The organism is Kitasatospora sp. NPDC023176 (assembly GCF_055560495.1).
On record NZ_JBVHIP010000052.1, the window covers coordinates 21,800 to 43,203 of the forward strand.

Below are 21,404 nucleotides of genomic sequence, written 5' to 3' on the forward strand. Positions count from 1 at the left end.
GTCGGCACACGCAACTCACCCAACATCGAGTGTCGAGTAGTTACCAGACCATGACACTGGGGCCAATTCCGTTGCCGGGCTTGGCTGATCAGGCGTTCTGCGGCTGCGCGGCGCTCTTCGCGGTCAGCGGCGGACCGGCCGGCACCAGGTTCGACCACTCCTTGGGGACGGGCAGCGGCTGGACGTTCTGGTAGCCCAATCGGGCCTGGTTGCCGCCCGGTTGGTCGTCCGGGTTCGGAGCCGACTGGTCCCCGGAGCCGGGGTTCGGGGTGCTCGACGGCGGGGTCGTCGCCTTCGCGGAGCCGCTGGAGCCGGGCGACGGGGTGGGACCGTGGCCGCCGTCGCCGTTGGCCGGGACGGAGTAGCGCAGGCCGGTCTCGGTGATCAGGAAGTCGGTGCCGGAGCCACCGGCCGCACCGGCACCGGCCGCGGTACCGGCAACGGCACCGGCGCCGTTGCCGGCGGCCGCGTTGTCCACCGCCCGGTAGAACAGGCCGTGACCGGGCGTCACGTACGCCGCGCCCGCGCCGTTGTTGTACGCCGCCGGGTAGGACGTCCCGGCCCAGACGCTGCGCCGGGGCGTGCGGCCGTCCTCGGCCATGCCGTCGAAGGTGCTGCAGACGACCAGCCGGGCGTCCTGGCGCTCCTGCCAGTTGTTCACCGGCGCACCGGACTTCAGCGGCCAGTCGTCCGGGGTCTTCGGCAGCCGGACGTCGGTGTTGTTCTTGAACTGGTCGTCCGGCGTCATCTCGTCGTTGCGCGGGCGCCTGTCCTGGTCGTACTTGTAGAGCACCTGGTAGGCCGGGTTCTGCCGGATCAGCTCCGCCTGGAACGGGGTGATCAGGAAGAGGCCGTCCTTGCCGACCACGTAGTTGCGGTCCTGGTAGTGCACCAGCCGGCCGATCCGGCGGTCCGCCGCGTTGCCCAGGTTCACGCTGGAGTTGGGGTTCGGGCTGTCGGCCATCCCCTGGACGTCGGGGAAGGTGATCGGACTGGCGGTCACCAGGGTGTCCAGCCACTCCCGCTTCACCCGCTGCGGCACCGCGTTGGGCCCGAAGACCGCGGTGATCAGCGCCTTGCGCTCCTTGTCGTCCGACTGCGCCGAGCCGATCTCGTGCTTGCGGCCCTGGGCGTCGACCAGGTACACCTTCGCGGCGCCCGCGGCCGGCTGGCCCGGCCCCGAGGTCGAGACCTGCTGGTCGTCCGCCTGCTGCACCAGCATCAGCTGGTCCGGGCCGAGCATCCGGTCCTTGGCGGACAGCGCGGCCGCGTCCGCGCCGGCCGCCACGAACACCGCCTGGTTGACGGTCTCCTGCTTCTCGTCCGACCCCGGACGGTCGCAGACCGCCCACTTCATCGGCTGGCTGGCGCTGCCCGGCAACTTGTCCGGGGCGTACGGGATCCCGATGGTCGGGCCGTGGTTGGGGTAGCGGTCCAGCACCCCGTCGTCCACCACCACGACCTTGGCGCCGGCCGGCAGCACCAGCCGCGCCGAGGACATGTTGAGCACCTGGTGCAGCCGCTTGGTCTTGCCGTCCGGATCGGTCAGCACCACGTAGCGGGTGGTCGACTGCTTGCCCTGGACGATGTTCTTCCCGCTGTCCCACTGCACCGGCGCGGCGGGCTTGAACACCCCCCAGAGCCCGAACCCGGCCACCACCAGCGTCCCCACCAGCACGCTCGGCAGCACCGCCTTCACCGGGCGCGGCGCGTCCTCGTCACTGCCGCCGCCGGAGGGCAGCAGGAACGCCCCCACCGTGCGCTTGCGGGCGAAGGTGTACGCGTTCAGCTCGTCCCGACGCGATGCCATCCTCGTCGTCCCCCTCTGTCAGACCTGTGCCGGCCGTGGTCGGCCTCCGTCGGCCCGACCTGCCCCGTGGTCCGCACCCGCCGGGCGGGATCCGGCCCGAACCCTCTACGATGCGGCAGCAGACGGTGAGTACGGTACGGGTACGGTCCGCGAACCAGCCAGCCGGGCCGCGCCAAAGGATCAGAGAGGGCCACCGGGGGATGCCAAGCCAGACCGCTCCAGAACGCCGCGGCACCGCGGGCGCAGGGAGGTCGCGCCGGTCCGGACGGGCCCGCCGCGGCGGCCCGCCCGCCGAGGCCGCGGCCGTCCGACCGGCGGCGGCCGGCACCGGCGGCCCCGTCCAGGTGCGCGTCAACCCCCGACCCGGGCTGCTCGGCGGCCGGTTGAAGCTCCAGCAGGTCGTCCTGGTCGAGGTCGCCGCCGCCCTGGTGGCGGTGGGCTGGACGATCAGCCGCCCGGTCGCGGCCGGCTTCGGCGCGGTCTCGCTGGTCCTGCTGGTGCTGGCGGTCGTCCCGCTGCGCGGCCGCACCATCCCGGAGCTGCTGCGGGTCCGCTCCGCCCTCAAGTCCCGCCGCAGGCAGGCGAAGTCGCTGCTGCCGCCGCCCGGCACCGACCCGGCCCTGGCGCCCGCGCTGGAGCTCGAACCGGCGCTGCGCACCTGCACCCACGCCACCGAGGCCGACTTCGGCGGCCGCCCGGTGCGCCGCGAGACCGGCATGGTCGGCGACGGCACCTTCCTCACCTCGGTGCTGCTCGTCCAGGCCAAGGACCAGCCGCTGCGCCCGGTGCGCACCGCGCTGCCGCTGCCGCTGGACGTGATCTGCTCCGCGCTCACCGTGGACGACATCGCCCTGGAGTCGGTGCAGCTGGTCCAGCACACCCAGCCCGCCCCGGCCCAGCACCTGCCGGAGCAGTCGCTGGCCGCCCGCGCCTACCGCGAACTGCCGGACGGCACCTCCACCCCCGGACTGCGGCTGACCTGGGTCGCCCTCAAGCTCGACCCGGAGCGCTCGGCCACCGCCGTCCGGGCCCGCGGCGGCGGCGAGGACGGCGCCCGCAAGGCGCTCCAGCGGGTCACCGACCAGCTGGCCGGACGCCTCAACAGCGCCGGGTTCAACGCGACCGTGCTGGACGAGCGCGAACTGATCGCCGCCCTGGCCATCGCCACCTGCGCCAACCCGATCGCGGTCGCCGGGCGCCAGGGCACCGGCAGCGGCGGCGGCACCGCCCGCCGCACCCAGGAGGGCAACCGCTTCTGGCGGATCGACGACCGCTGGCACAGCACCTACGCGATCTCCCGCTGGCCGCAGCTGACCCGCCCCGGCGGCGGCACCGGCCGGATCGGCGCACCGGACCTGGTCAACCTGATCACCGGCTCCCCCGCGCTGGCCAGCACCTTCAGCCTCACCGCCGGACACGGCACCGGCGGCTCGGTGACCGTCAGCGGCCACCTGCGGGTGACCGGCCGCAGTGAGGGCGAGGTCGGCGACGTCGGCCGCCAGCTGGAGGCGCGGGCGCAGAGCGCCGGGCTCGGCCTCGTCCGGCTCGACCTCGAACAGGCCCCCGGCATGCTCGCCACCCTGCCGCTGGGAGGAACGTCCTGATGGCGTACCAGACCTACCCCGCCCCCGGCCCGACGCCCGGCCCCGAACAGCGCCGGCCGCGGCCGCGGATCCTGCCGGGCTTCGGCCTGCGCGGTCCGCGCCGGGAGAAGCACGTGCTGGAGGCCGCCGACCTCGCGGCGCTGGCCTTCCCGGTCGGCGACGACGGCGTGGTGATCGGCGTCGACCCGCAGGGACTGCCCGCGGTGCTCGGCCTGTTCCGCCCCAGCGCGTACGACCTGGTGCTGGTCGGCGGCGTGTGGACGGCACAGATCATCGCGCTGCGGGCGGCCGCGATCGGCGCCCGGGTCGCGGTGGAGACCGCCCGCGCCCAGCTCTGGGGCCCGATGGCGCAGGCCGCCGGCGGCGGCCAGCCCTGCGTGACGGTCCACCAGGTCGGACGGCTCGGCCCGCAGGGCGCCTCGGTGGCCTCGCCGGTGCTCGTGGTGCGCGACCTCGGCGCCCGCCCGCCGCGCACCCGGCTCTCCGCCGCGCCCTGGCAGACCACCCTGACGCTGCTCCCGTACCTGGGCCCGAACGCCTCCCGGGTGCTCAACGCGGCCGACCTGGTCGGTGTGCAGCGGATCATGCCCCAGGAGGCGGAGCTGGTCGGCCGGGTGCTGTCGCTCCCGCCGGAGGACGTGGCCGCGCTGCCCGCCCTCGGCGACGACCTCACCCTGTGGGCCACCCGGATGCGGCGTCAGTACGTCCGCGCGGTGGCCGGGCAGGCCGAACAGCAGGTGCTCGGCGGGCCGCGCCGGATGGACTGAGGGGCGCTTCCGGGCCGGTCGATCCCGGTCCGGAACCGAAGCCGCCTTCAACAGGGGCAGCCGAACGGCCTAGTCTTTGTTGCGGAAACGGCACCGCTGAACAAGCGGCGGCGAACACGAGGGAGCCCTAGTGAGCAGCGATCGGGACGGCGTCTACGTCGGCGACAACGCGGCGGAGGACGACGACGACTGGTCCGACGCGCCCGATTACACTCCCCCGTCCTGGTACGTGCAGTCGGGCCCGGCGGCGGCTCCGGCCGCACCGGCGCCCGCGGCCGCGGCGCCTGCCGTCCCGGCCGCGCCGGGCGTTCCCGGTCCTCCGGCTCCGACGGCTGCCGAGGCACCCGCTCCGGCGCCCGCACCCGCCCCGGTACCCGCTCCGGCTCCGGCTCCGGTGGCGGCCCCGGTGGCCGAGCCGGAACCGGCGCCCGCTCCCGTGCCCCCGACACCGCCCGTCCAGGCCGAGGCGCAGCACGTCCCGTTCCCGGCGCCGGCCCCACCGGTGACGCCGGAGCAGCCGCAGGCCCCCGCCGCGGCCACCTGGCCGCCGGCTCCGCAGCCGGAGGCACCGGGCCTGCCGAGCGCGCCGCAGCCGTACCCGGCGGCGGCGCCCCCCGCCGCGCCGCAGCCCGCGCAGCCCGCACCGCCGCAGCCCGTCACGCCGCAGCACTTCGCGCAGCCGCCGGTCCCGCCGGTGTCGGCTCCCGGCCCGGCGGCCCCGCAGGGCGTCCAGGCTCCGCACGCGCCGCAGGACCCGCAGGCCGGCTGGGACCCGCAGGCGGCCTGGGCCGCCCAGCAGTCGGCCGCCGGCCAGCCGCAGCCCGTCCAGCCGCAGCCCGCGCCGCCGCAGCCGCAGCCGGTCCAGCCGCAGCCCGCCGCCCCGGTGGACCCGCGTCAGGGCGGCTGGCCGCAGCCCGGTGCCTATCAGCAGCCGGCTACCGCCCAGCCACAGCCCCAGCCCGGACAGCCGTACCCCGGCCAGCCCGGCCAGCCCGGCCAGCCGCAGCAGCCCGCCCCCGCGCAGCCCTGGCCGCCGCAGGGCCCCGCCGCGCCGCCGCCGGCCGCGTTCCAGCAGGCCGCCGCCCCGCAGCAGACCGCCCACGGCGCCCCGCTCGGCTACACCGCCGCCGTCGAGCTGTCCTCCGACCGGCTGCTGCGCAGCCAGCCCAAGCAGCAGCGCCAGCAGCCGCGGTTCCAGTTCGGCGGGAAGGCCGCGGCGGCCGAGAAGGCCCGCAAGCTGGAGACCATCCGCACCCCGGTGATGAGCTGCTACCGGATCGCCGTGATCAGCCTCAAGGGCGGCGTCGGCAAGACCACGACCACCACCGCGCTCGGCGCGACCCTGGCCAGCGAGCGCCAGGACAAGGTGATCGCGATCGACGCCAACCCGGACGCCGGCACCCTGGGCCGCCGGGTCAAGCGCCAGACCGGCGCGACCATCCGCGACCTGGTGACGGCGATCCCGCACCTGCGCAGCTACATGGACATCCGTCAGTTCACCTCGCAGGACCTGAACTCGGGCCTGGAGATCCTGGCGAACGACGTCGACCCGGCCGTCTCGACCACCTTCAACGACTCGGACTACCGCCAGGTCATCGACGTGCTGGGCCGCCAGTACCCGATCATCCTGACCGACTCCGGCACCGGCCTGCTGTACAGCGCGATGCGCGGGGTGCTGGACCTCGCCGACCAGCTGATCATCGTCTCCACCCCGAGCGTGGACGGCGCCTCCAGCGCCTCGACCACCCTGGACTGGCTCTCCGCGCACGGCTACGCCGACCTGGTGCAGCGCAGCATCACGGTGGTCTCCGGGGTGCGCGAGACCAGCAAGATGATCAAGGTCGAGGACATCGTCGCGCACTTCCAGACCCGCTGCCGCGGCGTCATCGTGGTGCCCTTCGACGAAAGCCTGGCCGCCGGTGCCGAGGTCAACCTCGACATGATGCGGCCCAAGGTCCGCGAGGCGTACTTCGAGCTGGCCACCCTGGTCGGCGAGGACATCGCCCGGGCCCAGCAGGCGGCCGCCCAGCAGGCCGGCTGGCAGCAGCAGGCCCAGGCCGGGTACCAGCAGCAGCCGCAGCCGTACGCCGACCCCCAGCAGCAGGGCTACCCCGGCCAGGCCGCCCAGCCCGTCCCCGGGGCGCCGTGGGCGCCGCAGCCCGGCCAGGCCCCGCCGCCACCCGGGTACGGCTACCCGCAGCAGCCCGCCCCCGGAGCCCCCTGGCCGCAGCAGCCGGGCGCCCCGCAGCCGGGCCCGGGCTACGGCTACCCGCCGCAGGCGCCGCCCCAGCAGTGACGACGGAAGGGCCCGCCGACTCCGAAGTCGGCGGGCCCTTCCACATCCGGCCGGGATCAGGCCTCGGTCAGCTCCCGGGCCTGCTTGACGTCGTCGGCCATCCGGTCCAGCAGCGCCTCGATGGAGTCGAACTTCTCCATCCCGCGCAGGTAGGCCAGGAAGTCCACGGCCACGTGCAGCCCGTACAGGTCCAGACCGACCCGGTCGATGGCGTACGCCTCGACGGTGCGGGCGGTGCCGTCGAAGGTCGGGTTGGTGCCGACCGAGATCGCCGCCGGCATCCTCTCGCCCCCGGCGGTCAGCCAGCCCGCGTACACGCCGTCGGCCGGGACGGCGCTGTGCGGCACGGTCTCCACATTGGCGGTCGGGTAGCCGAGCTCCCGGCCGCGCTGCGCCCCGCGCACCACCACACCCTCGACCCGGTGCGGGCGGCCGAGCACCTCGTTGGCGCCGGCCATGTCCCCGGTCTCGACCAGGCGGCGGGTCAGGCTGGAGGAGAACGGCTCGCCGTCCCCGGCGGTGCCGGACACCTGGAGGTCCACCACCTCGACCTGGAAGTCGTCCGCCCGGCCCAGCTCGGTGAGCAGCGCGACGTCCCCGGCGGCCTTGTGCCCGAAGCGGAAGTTGGGGCCCTCGATGACGACCCGGGCGCGCAGCGCGTCCACCAGCACCTGCTGGACGAAGGTCTCCGGGGACTCCTGGGAGAACGCGGTGGTGAACGGCAGCACCAGCACCGCGTCCACGCCGAGTTCGGCGATCAGCTCGGCCCGGCGCGGGTGCGGCGCGAGCAGCGGCGGGTGGCTGCCCGGGCGGATCACCTCGCGCGGGTGCGGGTCGAAGGTCACCACGACCGAGGGGAGGCCGAGTTCGCGGGCCCGCTCGACGGCCCGGCCGATGATCAGCTGATGCCCGCGGTGCACTCCGTCGAACGAGCCGATGGTGACGACGCTGCGTCCCCAGTCACCGGGGATCTCCTCCAGGCCACGCCAGCGCTGCACCCGACTGCTCCTAGTTCCGTACGGTGCGTACCCTCGGCACGCTCAAACGCTCACAACCGAACCCCTATAGCGTGCCATGCGCCTGCCCGGGCTCAGGCACCGGAAGGGGGGTTGGGCGCACCGGTGCGCGCAGCGCTCCCGCGGGTACGGCCCGCTCGGCCTCGGCGGCGGCGTACTGAGGGTCCCGGCCGGCCGCGACCAGGGCCCGCAGCCGGGCCAGCCGGGGGCCGTCCGGGGCCGTCGGGGCGGCGTCGCGCGGCCACCGGGCGAGCAGCCGGGCGAAGGCCGCAGAGCGCCCGGCGCAGCGCACCAGCAGTTCGTCCGCGCCCGCCAGCCCCGGGGTCGCCCGGGCCAGCACGGCCCGGGCCCGGGCCGGGTTCTCCTGCGCGCAGTGCTCGGCGAGGCGTTCCACGGCGGCGGTGAGCACCGTCCGGTCGGTCTCGGTGGCGAGCAGGGTGTCCAGCAGTTCGCAGCGCAGCGCGTCCGCCGCCGGATCGGCCACCGGGACGGACAGCACCTCGGCGAACGGCCGGCGGACGGCGGCCGCCCGGGCGGCCAGGGCCCCGCCGAGCAGCACCCGCAGATCCAGCCGGGCGGCCGGCCCGTCGATCGCGGCGTGCCGCAGCCGGCGGCCGAGGTAGTCCACGGCGACCGGCCCGGCCAGCGCCGGGTGCCGGCGCAGCAGCCGGGCGGCCAGGTCGGCGCTGCGCCGGGCGGCCACCGGCGCCCTGGCGTCGGCGAGCACCCGCAGGGTCTCGGCGGGGGCCGCGCCGGGGAGCTCCAACCCGTCGGCGAGCGCGGCCAGGACGGGCTCCGGGTCGCTCTCCAGGGCCGGGGCGAGGGCGCGCGGGGTGAGGAAGGCGTCGCCGCCCGCGCGGTGGCGGGCGAGGGCGGCGTCCAGGTGCCCGGCCCGGGTCTCCGGGTCGCCGACCAGCAGGGCCAGCGCGGCGCCGTGCAGGGCCGGTTCGTCCTCGCGGGCGAGCAGGGTCAGCGCGGTGAACCGCAGCAGTCCGGCCCCGGCGCCGCCGGCGTACGGGGCGGTCCGCAGCGCGTGCACGGCAGCCGCGACGTGCCGCTCGGGCCGCCGGTCGTGGCTCCAGCGGTCGACCGCGCGGCAGAGCGCGGACGGCTCCTCGGCGGCGAGCACGGTGAGCAGCGCGTCCGCCCTCGGGTGCGCGGCGTCGGCCAGCGCGTCGGCCAACTCGTCCAGGGCCAGCCGGCGGTGGGCGTACAGCAGGTCGTGGGCGAGGTCGGCGACCGTCAGGCCGGGTCGGCCCGGCAGCCCGGCCGGGTCGTCGAACCAGGCGCAGAGCAGCGGGAGCACCGCCGCCGGGTCGGCGCGCAGCCGCTCGGCCACCGCGCCGAGGAAGTGCTGCCCGGGACCGTCGGCGGCCACCAGGCGGCGCAGCAGCGCGAGTTCGGCCTCGACGGGCAGGCCGAGGCCGGTCCAGAACGCCGGTCCGAAGCGGTTCAGCCCGTCGAGCGTCTCCCAGCGTCCGGCGGTCGCCGCCCGTTCGGCGATCCGGCGGGCCAACTGGTCGAGCAGCGCCCGGTGTTCGGCGAGGTCGGGGCTGGCGGCGAGCCCGGCGGTGAGCAACCGGGCCGCCCACCAGGCGGGTTCGCTGCCCGGCGGGCGCAGGTCCAGCGCGCGCCAGATCCGGTGCAGCCACGGGTCCAGGGCGGGCGCGCCCCAGGTCTCGGCGACCCGGCGCAGCGCGGCGGCGACCGGACCGATCCGGTGCCGGGCGACGGCCGGACCGGCCCCCTCCGGCCCGGGCGGGGTGTCCTCGGCCTCCCCGAGCAGCATCCGCAGCGCCGCGTCCAGGTCCAGGTGCCGGCCCTGCAGCCAGTCGGCGAACTCCCCGTGGGCGAAGCGGTAGCCGGGCCCGGCGGGGACGAACAGCCCCTCGGCGAGCACCGCGCCCGCCCAGCCGCCGTCCACCGGGAACAGCCCCTCGAAGGCCTCCAGGCCCAGCGCGCCCGGCTCCTGGCCGAGCATCCGCCGGGCCGCCTCGTGCACCCGCCCGGCGACCGCCGCCGCGAGCCGGCGCACCCGGCGCTGGCGCGGTCCGGCGGGCCGGGCGGCGCCCCGACGGTGCGCGCCGGGGCGGCGCGGCCGACCGTCCTCGGCCAGCCGCTGGGCCACCCGCAGGCAGCACAGGTCCAGGTGGGCGCCGAACAGCTCGCCGCGCCGCGCCGGCCCGTCGTGCAGGCCCTGCGCCCACAGCTCCCCGGCCAGCCGGACGGCCAGCGGGTGCCGGGCGTCCGCGGCGGCGGACGGGTGGCCCGGCGGCAGCCCGTAGCGGCGGCGCACCCGCTCGGCCGCCTCGGCGGGCAGCGGGCCCAGCCGGTGCCCGGCCAGGGTCGGGGCGCCGGGGCCGGCGCCGTCCATCCGGACGGTGGGGGCGCTGGCCAGGTCGCCGTCCGGCGCCGGTTCGACCGGGCGGGCGGCGTCCGGGGTGCCGCTCCTCCAGGGCTCGGCCGCCAGCCGTTCCCAGACCTCCTCGCCGCAGGCGGTCAGCAGCCGCGCCCCGCAGCCGGTCAGCCACTGCCCGGCGCCGCGCAGCCAGCGCGGGTCCAGCTCGGCCGGGGCCTCCTCGGGGCCGTCCAGGACCACCAGCAGCGGGCGCCCGGCGGCCGCGCACAGTGCCGCCACCGGTTCCGGGGCGGGCGCCGGGACGCCGTGTTCGGCCGCGACGGCGGCCAGCGCGCGCTCCACCGGTTCGGCGAGCGAGCGGTCCCCGGCGCGCAGGTCAGCGCCGCGCAGCCAGAGCGTGGGCAGCGGCCGGTCACCGCCGGAGCGGCGGACGGCCAGCGCGGCCAGTTCGGTGGAGCGTCCGCTGCCGGGGGCGCCGACCAAGGCGGTGACGGTCGCCTCCGGTTCGTCCCCGGCCAGGCCGTCCGGCCGGTCCACCCGGTCGGCGGCCAGCCCGGCCACCCGGCCCGGACCGGCCCCGGCGGCGGCCAGCTGGGCGGCGGTCAGCCGCAGCACCCCGGCCAGGTTGAGCGCCGGGCCGTACCCGGGCACCGCCGCCGCGTTGCGCGCCAGCAGCCCGGCCAACGCCTCCGCCACCACCGCCCCGCCACCGGCGGGCACAGCGAACAGCGCTCCGCCGTACTGCGCCCCGCCGTACTGCCCGCCGTACTGCGCCCCGCGCAGCGCGGGCGCGGCCAGCGCCACCACGGCGCCGCTGCGGGCGTCCAGCACCGGGGAGCCGGCCGGCACCAGGATCCCGCCCACCACCGGCACGTCCAGGACCAGCACCCCGGCCAGCCGGTGCCCGCCGTAGGCCGCGCCGCTGACGCCCAGCAGCCCGCAGCGCAGCACGACCGCCCGGCCGTCCTCGCCGGTGAGCGCGGGCACCAGCACCTCGTGCCCGGCCCCCACCGCGGCCACCGGCAGCGGCAGCGGCGGCACCGGCAGCCCGCCGACGGCGTCGGTGCGCAGCAGGGCGAGCCCGTGCTCGGGCAGCGGCAGGACCGCGTCCGGGCCGAGCACCCGGGTCTGTCCGCCGGGGGTGTGCAGCACCACCCGGTCCAGGCCCGCCACGGCCTCGTGTGCGGTGAGCACCCCGCCCTGCGGGTCGGCGGCGAACCCTAAGCCGTGCAGCCGCCCGTTGAGGTCGCGGATCCGCAGCAGGTACCGCTCCGGATCGCCTTCCGCAAACCCCGGCATGAACGCCCCCTCGACCGTCGACCGGGCCCGTCGCCCGCTCGCCGCCGGGAGCCTGCCCGCCGCCGGGGCGCCCCGACCGCGCCTGCGCCGTTCACCACGGCGGTTCACCTCGCGCGCTCCCCCGCACGGGTGATACCCCCGGTTCGGGTGAAGGACCCCCTCCGGTGGTTCCTCCACCGGTGCCCCCGAGGGTGCCCCCTGAATGCGGAAACCCCCGCCGGGAGGACTTCCCGACGGGGGGTGACAGCACGCCCTGCTCAGCCGACGAACACCGCGACCGGCTTCGCCTGCCCGCCCTTCTCCTCGACCAGCGCGAGGAAGCGCCCGTCCGGCCCGAACACCGCGATCGGCCCGTCCACGCCCAGCCCGGGCGCCTTCAGCCGGGCGCCGTGCGACAGCTTCTCCGCCGAGTCCTCGTCCAGGTCCCAGCGCGGGAAGGCGGCGTCCGCGGCCGCCGCGATCGGCAGCACCTCCAGCGGCGCGCCGGACTCGCCGGTGACGGCGGCCTCCAGCTCCTCCAGGGTGCGCGCCGACTCCACCCCGTACGGCCCGACCCTGGTGCGCCGCAGCGCCGTCAGGTGCCCGCCGACGCCCAGCCCGGCGCCCAGGTCGCGGGCCAGCGCCCGGATGTAGGTGCCGGAGGAGCACTCGACGGTGACGTCCAGGTCGATCACCGGCGTGCCGTCCTCGGCGACGGCCTCACGCCGCGCCTGGACGGTGAAGGAGTGGATCGTGGTCGGCCGGGCCGCGAGTTCGAAGTCCTCGCCCTCGCGCACCCGGGCGTACGAACGCTTGCCGTCGATCTTGATCGCGCTGACCTTGGACGGCACCTGCATGATCTCGCCGGTGAGCGCCGCGATCCCGGCGTCGACCGCCTCCTGGGTGACGCCGTCCGCCGGGGCCGAGGCGGTGATCTCGCCCTCGCGGTCGTCGGTGACGGTGGTCTGGCCGAGCCGGATGGTCGCCTCGTACGTCTTGGCGGTCAGCATCAGGTGGCCGAGCAGCCGGGTGGCCCGCTCGACGCCGATCACCAGCACCCCGGTGGCCATCGGGTCCAGCGTGCCGGCGTGCCCGACCTTCCGGGTCCCGGCCAGCCACCGCATCTTGGCGACGACCCCGTGCGAGGTGATGCCCTCGGGCTTGTCGACGATCACCAGGCCGTCCGGGCCGGTGCCTTTGCGCTTCATCGAGTTCTTTCTCCAAGACATGCGGACATGCGGACGTGCGGTCGTACGAACATGCGGACGTGCGGGAGTCGCTCCCCGCAGGACGGTCAGGGGCAGGGCCGCAGCGCGCCCCGGAACCGCTCGACCACGGCGGCGACGTCCTCCCGGGCGCTGAACCCGGCCGCGAAGACGTGCCCGCCGCCGCCCAGTTCGGCGCAGGCGGCGGCCACGTCCACCGCCCCCTTGGAGCGGGAGGAGCCGCGCAGCGTGCCGTCCGGGTCCTGCTTGAGCACCAGCGCCACCTCGGCCTCGGCCGGCCGGCGCAGGATGTCGATCAGTCCCTCGATCTCCTCGACGGTGACGCTGAACAGCGCCAGGTCCTGGTAGGGCACCCAGGTCCACACCAGGCCCAGTCCGCTGGCCGCGTCCGGCTCGTAGACGGCCCGGTCCAGCGCGGCGGCGAGCACCTTGAGGTAGCCGAAGGAGGAGGTGTCCCACAGCTGCCGGGAGATCAGGTCGTGCCGGATCCCGGTGGCCAGCAGCCGTCCGGCGAGTTCGTGGGTGGCGGGCGTGGTGGCCCGGTACTTGAAGGAGCCGGTGTCGGTGGCGACCCCGGTGTAGAGGCAGGTGGCCAGGGACTGGTCGAGTTCGACGCCGAGCCGGCGCAGCAGCTCGTCCACCAGGACGGCGGTGGCCGGCGCGGACGGGTCGATCAGCTGGTGGGTGCCGAAGCCCGGGTTGGAGGCGTGGTGGTCGAACACCACCAGGACGGGCGCGGCGAAGGCCTTGTCGTGCAGCAGCCCCAGCCGGCTCTGCGCGGCGACGTCGAAGCAGAGCACCAGCTCGGGCACGTCCGGCACCTCGGCGGCCGGCACGATCAGCTCCTGGCCGGGCAGGAAGGCCAGCGACTCGGGCACGATCTGCGGGTCGTCGCCGAAGGAGACCCGCACCTGCTTGCCGAGCCCGCGCAGCGCCAGGGCCGCTGCCAGCGAGGAGCCGAGCGCGTCGCCGTCCGGGCAGATGTGGCAGATCAGGTCGATCGAGCGGGCCCGCCCGATCTCCGCCACCACCTGCTGCCAGAGCAGCTCGAAGCCGCTCTCCTCGGCGCGCGGGCCGGGGAGCGCCGCGAGGGCACCCTCCACCGTGCTGGTGGAGGACGCCCCCGTGGTCGTTCCGGCTCGCGAGGCGGCCTGCGCCGACTCACCCGCCATGACTACTCGTCCTCGTCGTCACGCTCGGCCGCGGGCACCCGGTACGGGTCCGCGTCACCGGCGTAGGTCGCGCCCGCGGCGGTGGTGCGCACCGCCGCGTCGATGGCCTTGGCCCGGTCGAGCAGGTCGTCGATGTTCCGGGCGTTCTCCGGCAGCGCGTCCGCGACGAAGGTCAGCGTGGGGGTGAAGCGCACCCCGATCTTGCCGACCTCGGAGCGGATCACGCCCTTGGCGCTCTCCAGCGCGGCCGCGGTGGCCTCGCGGTCGGTCTCGTCACCGAAGACGGTGTAGAAGACGGTGGCCTCGCGCAGGTCGCCGGTCACCCGGGTGTCGGTGATGGTCACGAACCCCAGTCGGGGGTCCTTGATCCGCCGCTCCAGGGTCTGGGCGACGACCACCTGGATGCGGTCGGCGAGCTTGCGCGCCCTTGCGGTGTCGGTCACGTTGCCTCCTCGTGCAGTGGGCCCGGTACCCGGGCGAGCTGCGCACCCGTCGGGGCCCATGCCCCAAAATACCGGCCCGCGCCCGGCCTTGCGGGCGCTCTCGGTCCTGATCTGTGTGAGAACGGCGACTTCCGCCGGCCGGCTCCACAGCTCTCATTCGTCGTCGTCGTTGTGGTACCTCCTCCTCGCGGAGAGGAGCTGCACCTCGGGGCGGCCGGCGACCAGCCGCTCACAGCTGTCCAGGACCTCGGTGACGTACCCGGCTTCGCCGGCGACCACCGCGAGGCCGATCTCGGCCCGGCGGTGCAGGTCCTGGTTCCCGGTCTCGGCAGCGCACACGCTGTACTTGCGCTGCAGTTCGGCCACGATGGGCCGCACGATCGAACGCTTCTCCTTGAGCGAGTGGACGTCGCCCAGCAGCAGGTCGAAGGTGAGTGTTCCCACGAACATGTATGACAGGTCTCGCCGACCTGGAAGGCCTCGGGAAGCCGGTCCGGAACCGGGCCGGCTTCCCAGGACCCTACACAGCGAGACCGGGGCCGGTCGACGGAAATACCTTCCGTCGACCGGCCCCGGCTGACACCGACTAGGCGCGCGGCTTCTCGCGCATCTCGTAGGTCTCGATGATGTCCTCGACCTTGATGTCGTTGAACGACCCCAGGGTGACACCGGCCTCGAAGCCCTCGCGGACCTCGGTCGCGTCGTCCTTGAAGCGGCGCAGACCCTCGATGGTGAGGCTCTCCGCCACGACCTTGCCGTCGCGGATGAGGCGGGCCTTGGCGTTGCGGCGCAGCAGGCCCTCGCGGACGATGACACCCGCGATGTTGCCGAACTTGGAGGAGCGGAACACCTCGCGGATCTCCGCGGAGCCGAGGCGCACCTCCTCGTACTCGGGCTTGAGCATGCCCTTGAGGGCGTTCTCGATCTCCTCGATCGCCTGGTAGATGACCGAGTAGTACCGGACGTCCACGCCTTCCTTGTCGGCCGCAGCGCGCGCACGGCCTTCGGCGCGCACGTTGAAGCCGATGATGATGGCGTCCGAACCCATCGCCAGGTTGACGTCGGACTCGGTGATCGCACCCACACCGCGGTGCAGGATGCGGAGCTCGACCTCCTCGCCCACGTCCAGCTTGACGAGGGCGTCCTCGAGGGCCTCGACCGAACCGGAGACGTCACCCTTGATGATGAGGTTGAGCTGCTCGATCTCGCCGGCGGCGATGGCCTTGTCCAGGTCCTCCAGGGACACCCGGACCCGACGCTGCGCGAAGGCGGCGTTGCGGTCGCGGGCCGAGCGCTTCTCGGCGATCTGACGGGCGGTGCGGTCCTCGTCGACGACGATGAAGCTGTCGCCGGCGCGGGGCACCGAGGTCAGACCGAGCAGCAGCACCGGGCGGGACGGGCCGGCCTCGGCGAGGCTGTTGCCGTTCTCGTCCAGCATGGCGCGGACGCGACCGTAGGCGTCGCCGACCACGATCGAGTCGCCGACGCGGAGGGTACCGCGCTGCACGAGCACGGTCGCCATGGCGCCGCGGCCCTTGTCGAGGTGCGCCTCGATGGCGATACCCTGCGCGTCCTGCTCGGGGTTGGCCCGCAGGTCGAGCGAGGCGTCCGCGGTCAGGACCACGGCCTCCAGCAGCTGGTCGATGTTGAGACCCTGGCGCGCGGAGATGTCGACGAACATGGTGTCGCCGCCGTACTCCTCGGCCACCAGACCGAACTCGGTCAGCTGACCGCGGACCTTGGTCGGGTCGGCGCCCTCGACGTCGATCTTGTTGACCGCGACCACGATCGGCACACCCGCGGCCTTGGCGTGGTTGAGCGCCTCGACCGTCTGCGGCATGACACCGTCGTTGGCCGCGACCACCAGGATCGCGATGTCGGTGGACTTGGCACCACGGGCACGCATGGCGGAGAACGCCTCGTGACCCGGGGTGTCGAGGAAGGTGATCGGGCGCTCTTCGCCGTTGACGACCGTGGCGACCTGGTAGGCACCGATGTGCTGGGTGATGCCACCGGCCTCGCCGGCCACCACGTTCGACTTGCGAATGGCGTCCAGCAGGCGGGTCTTACCGTGGTCGACGTGACCCATGACGGTGACGACCGGCGGGCGCGGGGCCAGCTGATCCTCATCGCCCTCGTTGGCACCGAAGTCGATGTCGAACGACTCCAGCAGCTCGCGGTCCTCGTCGTCCCGGCTGACGATCTCCAGGATGAAGCCCATCTCGCCGGCCAGCAGCTCGAGGGTCGCGTCGGAGACCGACTGGGTCGCGGTGACCATCTCACCGAGGTTGAACATCACCGAGACGAGCGCGGCCGGGTTGGCGTTGATCTTCTCCGCGAAGTCCATCAGCGAGGCGCCGCTCGACAGGCGAACGGTCTGGCCGTTGCCGCGAGGCAGCATCACACCGCCGACGGACGGGGCCTGCATGGCCTCGTACTCCTGGCGCTTCGCCCGCTTCGACTTGCGACCGCGCGCCGGGCGACCGCCCGGGCCACGACCGAAGGCGCCCTGCGTGCCACCACGGGCACCCGGGCCGCCGGGACGACCGCCGAAGCCACCGGGACGCGGGCCGAAGCCGCCGCCACCACCGGGGGCGCCGCCACCCGGACGCGGACCGCCGAAGCCGCCGCCACCGGCCGGACGCGAGCCCGGACCGGCCGGACGACCCTGGAAGCCGGGACGGGCGCCACCGGCGCCACCCGGACCACCCGGACGGCCGCCGGGGCCACCGGGGCCACGGCCACCAGGACCGGGACGCGGGCCCGGAGCCGGACGCTGCGGCATCATGCCCGGGTTCGGGCGCGGCATGCCGGACGGGGTCGGGCCACCGGGACGGGGACCGGCCGGACGGGGCATGCCGTCGGGACGCGGGGCACCACCGGGACGCGGGGCGCCACGGTCGGCACCCGGAGCACCGGCCGGACGCGGACGGTCGCCACCGGGACGCGGGGCGCCACGGTCGGCACCCGGAGCACCGGCCGGACGCGGACGGTCACCGCCGGGGCGCGGGGCGCCACGGTCGGCACCCGGAGCACCGGCCGGACGCGGACGGTCACCGCCGGGACGCGGGGCGCCACGGTCGGCACCCGGAGCACCGGCCGGACGCGGACGGTCGCCACCCTGGGCGCCGCCCTGACGCCGGTCGCCGGGGCGACCCATGCCGGTGGCGCTACCCGAGGTGAACGGGTTGTTGCCCGGACGCGGGCCGGCCGGACGCGGGCCCGGACGGGCGCCGCCGGAGGCCTGGCCACTCGGGCGCGGGGCCTGGGTGGCCGGACGCGGGGCGTCGGCACCGGCCGGAGCCGGCGAGGAGAACTCGGCCGCGGGAGCGGCCGGGGCCGCCGGAGCGGCGGGACGCGCGGCCGGGCGCGGGCCCGGGGTCGGCGCACCGGGACGCGAGGCGGCGGGAGCGGCCGGAGCCGCAGGGGCAGCCGGAGCCGCGGGGGCGGCCGGGGCGGCGGGAGCCGCGGCGGCCGGGGTCGGACGGGGACCAGGGGTCGCGCTGGGGCGCGGACCCGGGGTCGGGGCACCCGGCTTGGGTGCACCCGCGGCACCTGCCGCGGGCTGGGGCGCCGCGGGCTTCCGCGGGCCAGGCTTGGCAGCGCCACCACCGGTGGGGGCCACACCAAGCGCGTCAGTCAACTTGCGTACGACCGGCGCCTCGATGGTCGAGGACGCCGAACGGACGAACTCACCGAGCTCGGTGAGCTTGGCCATGACGGCCTTGCTCTCCAAACCAAGCTCCTTGGCGAGTTCATAAACCCGGACCTTAGCCACTTCACTCCTGTCTATGAGTCCGGGGGTCTCGTCCGCCGGACTGTCGCTACTTCATGGGCGTACCCATCGCGTACTCATCGCGTACTCATCGAGTGCTCATCGCAATCTCGACCTACTTCCACATCGCGAGGTACCTGACTGGTGGCACGGCGCGCGGCTGCCCAAGCGCTGTGCTTGTTGCGGTGGTTCTCCGCCGCGATGAGCGGCGGTTGTCGCGTGAGGCGGCCCGCCTAGGAGGCTCCGCCCGCCCGCTCCTCGATGAACCCGCGGAGCCGCTCCGTGTCGAGCGTCCCCTGGAGCCGGAAGGCCCGGGGGAACGCCCGACGGCGGACCGCGAGGTCGAGGCAGGCCGGATCGAGGTGCAGGTGCGCGCCCCGGCCCGGCAGTGCGCCACGGGGATCAGGGACGCAGACGCCCTCGACCGCCGTGACACGCAACAGCTGGTGCTTGGCCGCGCGCTTGCGGCAGCCCACGCAGGTGCGTTCCGGGCGTGCTCGGACGTGCGTCCGGCCAGACGAAGGCAAGTCTACCCCTCCGAAGGGAGATGGCGCCGCCCCGCAGATCCCGGAGGACCGGCGGGGGCGCCGGGAACAACGCTGACTACCGGGCCGGGGGCCCTCCGTCTTCCTACTGGGGCTCGCCCTGACCCTCGGTGTCCGGCCGGATGTCGATCCGCCACCCGGTGAGGCGCGCGGCCAGACGGGCGTTCTGCCCCTCCTTGCCGATCGCCAGGGACAGCTGGTAGTCCGGCACGATCACCCGGGCGGAACGCTGGGCGGCGTCCACGATCTCCACGCTGGTCACCCGCGCGGGGGACAGCGCCGCGGCGACCATCTCGCCCGGGTCCTCGGACCAGTCGACGATGTCGATCTTCTCGCCGTGCAGCTCGCCCATCACGGCGCGCACCCGGGAGCCCATCGGGCCGATGCAGGCGCCCTTGGCGTTCAGCCCGGCCCGGCGCGACCAGACCGCGATCTTGGTGCGGTGGCCGGCCTCACGGGCGATCGCCGCGATCTCCACGCTGCCGTCCGCGATCTCCGGGACCTCCAGCGCGAACAGCTTCTTCACCAGGCTCGGGTGGGTGCGCGACAGCGTCACCGACGGGCCGCGGACACCACGGCGCACCGCCACCACGTAGCACTTCAGCCGGGTGCCGTGCCGGTAGTCCTCGCCCGGGACCTGCTCCTGCGGCGGCAGGATGGCCTCCAGCTTGCCGATGTCGACCAGCACGCTCTTCGGGTCGTTGCCCTGCTGGACGACACCGGTGACGATGTCGCCCTCCTTGCCCGCGTACTCACCGAAGGTCTGGTCGTCGGCGGCGTCGCGCAGGCGCTGCATCATCACCTGGATGCCGATGCTGGACGCGATCCGGCCGAAGCCGTTCGGGGTGTCGTCGAACTCCTTCGGCTCGACGCCCTCGTCCAGCTCCGCCGGGTCCTCCATGGCCCACACGGTGACGTGGCCGCTCTTGCGGTCCAGCTGCACCCGGGCGCGACGGCGCGAGCCCTCGGTGCGGTGGTACGCGGTGAGGAGGGCGGACTCGATGGACTCGACCAGCAGGTCGAAGGGGATGTTCTTCTCGTTGACCAGCGTGCGCAGGGCACTCATGTCGATGTCCACGGCTACGCCTCCTCGTCTTTCGTCACGTTCATGATGGTCGTACGGCGGCCGGCTCACTCGGCGCCGTCGTCCCCCTCGTCGAAGTCGGCGGCCTCGTCCAGGAGCTGCTCGTCGTCCTTGCGGTTGAACTCGACCTGGACCCGCGCCCGGGCCACCTCGACGTACTCCAGGCGGCGCTCCTTGGGACGGCCCCGCCCCTTCACCGGCTGCACCTCGACCAGCGCGCCGGCCTCGTCCGCCTCCAGCACCCGGGCGACCAGCTCCCCGCCGTCGACCAGGTGGATCTTGGCGAGCCGGCCCTCGGCGCGCTGCCAGTGCCGCGGCAGGACCAGCGGACGCTCCGCCCCCGGCGAGCCGACCTCCAGCAGGTACGGCTCGTCCCCCATCACGTCCGAGGCGTCCAGGGCCTCACCGACCGCCCGGCTGAACTCGGCGATGGCGTCCATGTCCACGCCGCCGTCGGTGTCGACGTCGATCTGCACCTGCCGGCGGTTGCCCGCCTTGGTGACCTTGACGTCCTCCAGGTCCAGTCCGGCCTGGACGGCCAGCGGCTCCAGCAACGCGCGCAGCCGGTCGGTGTGGGTGGTGCTCATCCGGGTGGACTCCTCGGCCGCGTCTGCTGTTGTCAGAGGTCGCCCCGCACCCTCCGCGCCCCTCGGGGCGCACACCGGGTCACGGCAGCTCGGCCCAAAGCCTAGCCGGTGAAGCCGCGAACCACCGATTCCGGACCTCCCCCGACCAGCCGCACGCCACTCACTGCGAGCAAGCTCACACCGCCCCACCCACCGCACCGAACCCTCGAACACCACCCGCAAACGTGGGGGTTCTGCGAAGATTCATTCCCTCGAGGGCAGGCGGGGAGGCCGTCCTCCCGTACCCGCTCCGGAGTGACCCCGATGCAGCCGCCCAGCCGAAGGACCTTCCTGGCCCTCGGCCTGATCACCCTCACCACCGCCTGCACCAACTCCGGCACCGACCCCGACGGCGACGTCCTACCCGGCGCCAAGGGCCCCGGCCCCGACCCGGACGCCCCCGTCCGCCTGCGCGCCGTCGCCGCCACCGACACCCTGCTGGCGGCCTACGACACCCTCCTCGCCGCGCCCGGGGCCCAGACCGCCCTGCTCAGGACCCTCCGCGCCGAGACCGCCCAGCACCGCGCCGCCCTCGCCTACGGCATCCCGGCCGCCTCCGTCCCCCCGACACCCACCACCACGACCCCCACCACACCCCCCAGCGGCACTCCCACCCCCGCCACCCTGGCCACCCTGGAACGCCAGACCGCCCAAGCCCGCCTGGCCGACCTCGGCGCAGCCCGCCCACCCCTCGCCCGCCTGCTCGCCTCGGTGGCCACCGCCAACGCCCTGCACGCCGCCGCCCTCGGCGCCCCCGCCGACCAACCCGCCCCGGCCACCACCCCCACCCCCACCGCCACCCCCGGCGCGGCACTCCCCGCCCTCCAGCAGGCCCTGAGCGCCGAACACGCCGCCATCTACGGCTACGGCGTCGTCGGCGCCCACCTCCCCGACGACCAACAGCGCGCCGACGCCCGCACCGCCTACGCCGCCCACCAAGCCCAACGCGACGCCTGGCAACGCCTCATCACCGGCCTCGGCGCCACCCCCGCCCCCGCCGCCGGCGGCTACCAACTCCCCTTCCCCGTCACCGACACCACCACCGCCACCCAACTCGCCGCCCACCTGGAAACCCGCCTCACCACCGTCTACGCCGACCTGGTCGCCGAGTTCCCCACCCCCCACCGCCCCACCGCAGCCACCGCCCTCCGCGACTGCGCCCTCCGCGCCCACCACTGGGGCGCCCCCGACACCCCCTTCCCCGGCATCCCCGAGCCCCTCCCCACCCCCACCACCACCCCCAACTGACCCACCCCCCGCACCCCCAATCACCTCCCCACCCACCTCCCCACCTCCCCCACCCACGCACCACCCCCTCCCCACCAGGCGAGAGGGACGCGCTGCGGAAGGGGGCGGCGCAGGGGGTGGCTGCGGAGAGGGGCGTGACGGGTGATTTTCAGACT

15 protein-coding genes are annotated in these 21,404 nt (G+C 75.2%); 4 read left to right on the top strand and 11 right to left on the bottom strand.

Annotated features, from left to right (window positions below; genetic code table 11):
* Positions 1-88: 88 nt before the first annotated feature.
* Entirely contained in the window at positions 89-1,810 is a 1,722-nt protein-coding gene (gene eccB / locus ACZ3YL_RS39100) for a type VII secretion protein EccB (RefSeq protein WP_465662338.1), read from the bottom strand.
* Positions 1,811-2,010: 200 nt separating this feature from the next.
* Between eccB and eccE the strand changes: the two genes are divergently transcribed.
* The 3 genes from eccE to ACZ3YL_RS39115 all read left to right on the top strand — a co-directional run bounded on the left by eccE (position 2,011) and on the right by ACZ3YL_RS39115 (position 6,477).
* A complete protein-coding gene (eccE, locus tag ACZ3YL_RS39105) occupies positions 2,011-3,414 on the top strand; it encodes a type VII secretion protein EccE (protein WP_188302781.1) in 1,404 nt (467 codons plus the stop codon).
* The gene (locus ACZ3YL_RS39110; protein WP_188302780.1) at positions 3,414-4,181 is read left to right on the top strand and encodes a hypothetical protein; all 768 of its coding nucleotides are present in this window, start codon (positions 3,414-3,416) and stop codon (positions 4,179-4,181) included. Before eccE ends, ACZ3YL_RS39110 begins: the two co-directional genes overlap by 1 nt.
* Positions 4,182-4,311: 130 nt before the next feature.
* Positions 4,312-6,477, top strand: coding sequence for a MinD/ParA family ATP-binding protein (locus tag ACZ3YL_RS39115; protein ID WP_465662341.1), 2,166 nt, complete (start codon positions 4,312-4,314; stop codon positions 6,475-6,477).
* 56 nt (positions 6,478-6,533) lie between these two features.
* Here ACZ3YL_RS39115 and ACZ3YL_RS39120 read toward each other — a convergent pair whose 3' ends face one another.
* From ACZ3YL_RS39120 to rimP, 10 genes are all read right to left on the bottom strand, one after another.
* Entirely contained in the window at positions 6,534-7,475 is a 942-nt protein-coding gene (locus tag ACZ3YL_RS39120) for a bifunctional riboflavin kinase/FAD synthetase (RefSeq protein ID WP_465662343.1), read from the bottom strand.
* Positions 7,476-7,539: 64 nt separating this feature from the next.
* A complete protein-coding gene (locus tag ACZ3YL_RS39125) occupies positions 7,540-11,151 on the bottom strand; it encodes a serine protease (protein ID WP_465662345.1) in 3,612 nt (1,203 codons plus the stop codon).
* A 257-nt stretch (positions 11,152-11,408) separates the two neighbouring features.
* Positions 11,409-12,338, bottom strand: coding sequence for a tRNA pseudouridine(55) synthase TruB (gene truB, locus ACZ3YL_RS39130; RefSeq protein ID WP_465662347.1), 930 nt, complete (start codon positions 12,336-12,338; stop codon positions 11,409-11,411).
* A gap of 86 nt (positions 12,339-12,424) precedes the next feature.
* Positions 12,425-13,528, bottom strand: coding sequence for a DHH family phosphoesterase (locus ACZ3YL_RS39135; RefSeq protein WP_465662349.1), 1,104 nt, complete (start codon positions 13,526-13,528; stop codon positions 12,425-12,427).
* A 2-nt stretch (positions 13,529-13,530) separates the two neighbouring features.
* Positions 13,531-13,971: a 30S ribosome-binding factor RbfA gene (rbfA, locus tag ACZ3YL_RS39140; protein WP_188307213.1), complete on the bottom strand. Its 441-nt coding sequence runs from the start codon at positions 13,969-13,971 to the stop codon at positions 13,531-13,533.
* A 153-nt stretch (positions 13,972-14,124) separates the two neighbouring features.
* Positions 14,125-14,421 carry a DUF503 domain-containing protein gene (locus tag ACZ3YL_RS39145; RefSeq protein ID WP_030311386.1) on the bottom strand — a complete coding sequence of 99 codons (297 nt, stop codon included), beginning with the start codon at positions 14,419-14,421 and terminating at the stop codon, positions 14,125-14,127.
* Positions 14,422-14,557: 136 nt separating this feature from the next.
* A complete protein-coding gene (gene infB / locus ACZ3YL_RS39150) occupies positions 14,558-17,749 on the bottom strand; it encodes a translation initiation factor IF-2 (RefSeq protein ID WP_465662351.1) in 3,192 nt (1,063 codons plus the stop codon).
* A gap of 230 nt (positions 17,750-17,979) precedes the next feature.
* Complete coding sequence (locus tag ACZ3YL_RS39155; protein ID WP_317621212.1) at positions 17,980-18,222, bottom strand: YlxR family protein; 243 nt, start codon at positions 18,220-18,222, stop codon at positions 17,980-17,982.
* Positions 18,223-18,376: 154 nt separating this feature from the next.
* On the bottom strand, positions 18,377-19,369 hold the full coding sequence (nusA, locus tag ACZ3YL_RS39160) for a transcription termination factor NusA (protein WP_188306571.1): 993 nt from the start codon (positions 19,367-19,369) through the stop codon (positions 18,377-18,379).
* A gap of 53 nt (positions 19,370-19,422) precedes the next feature.
* Positions 19,423-19,962, bottom strand: a complete 540-nt coding sequence (gene rimP / locus ACZ3YL_RS39165) for a ribosome maturation factor RimP (RefSeq protein WP_188306570.1) — start codon at positions 19,960-19,962, stop codon at positions 19,423-19,425.
* A 303-nt stretch (positions 19,963-20,265) separates the two neighbouring features.
* On the opposite strand from rimP, the gene ACZ3YL_RS39170 reads away from it, so the two are divergent.
* Positions 20,266-21,249 (top strand): ferritin-like domain-containing protein, encoded by a 984-nt coding sequence (locus ACZ3YL_RS39170; RefSeq protein WP_465662354.1) that lies wholly within the window; start codon positions 20,266-20,268, stop codon positions 21,247-21,249.
* The last annotated feature ends 155 nt before the right edge of the window (positions 21,250-21,404 follow it).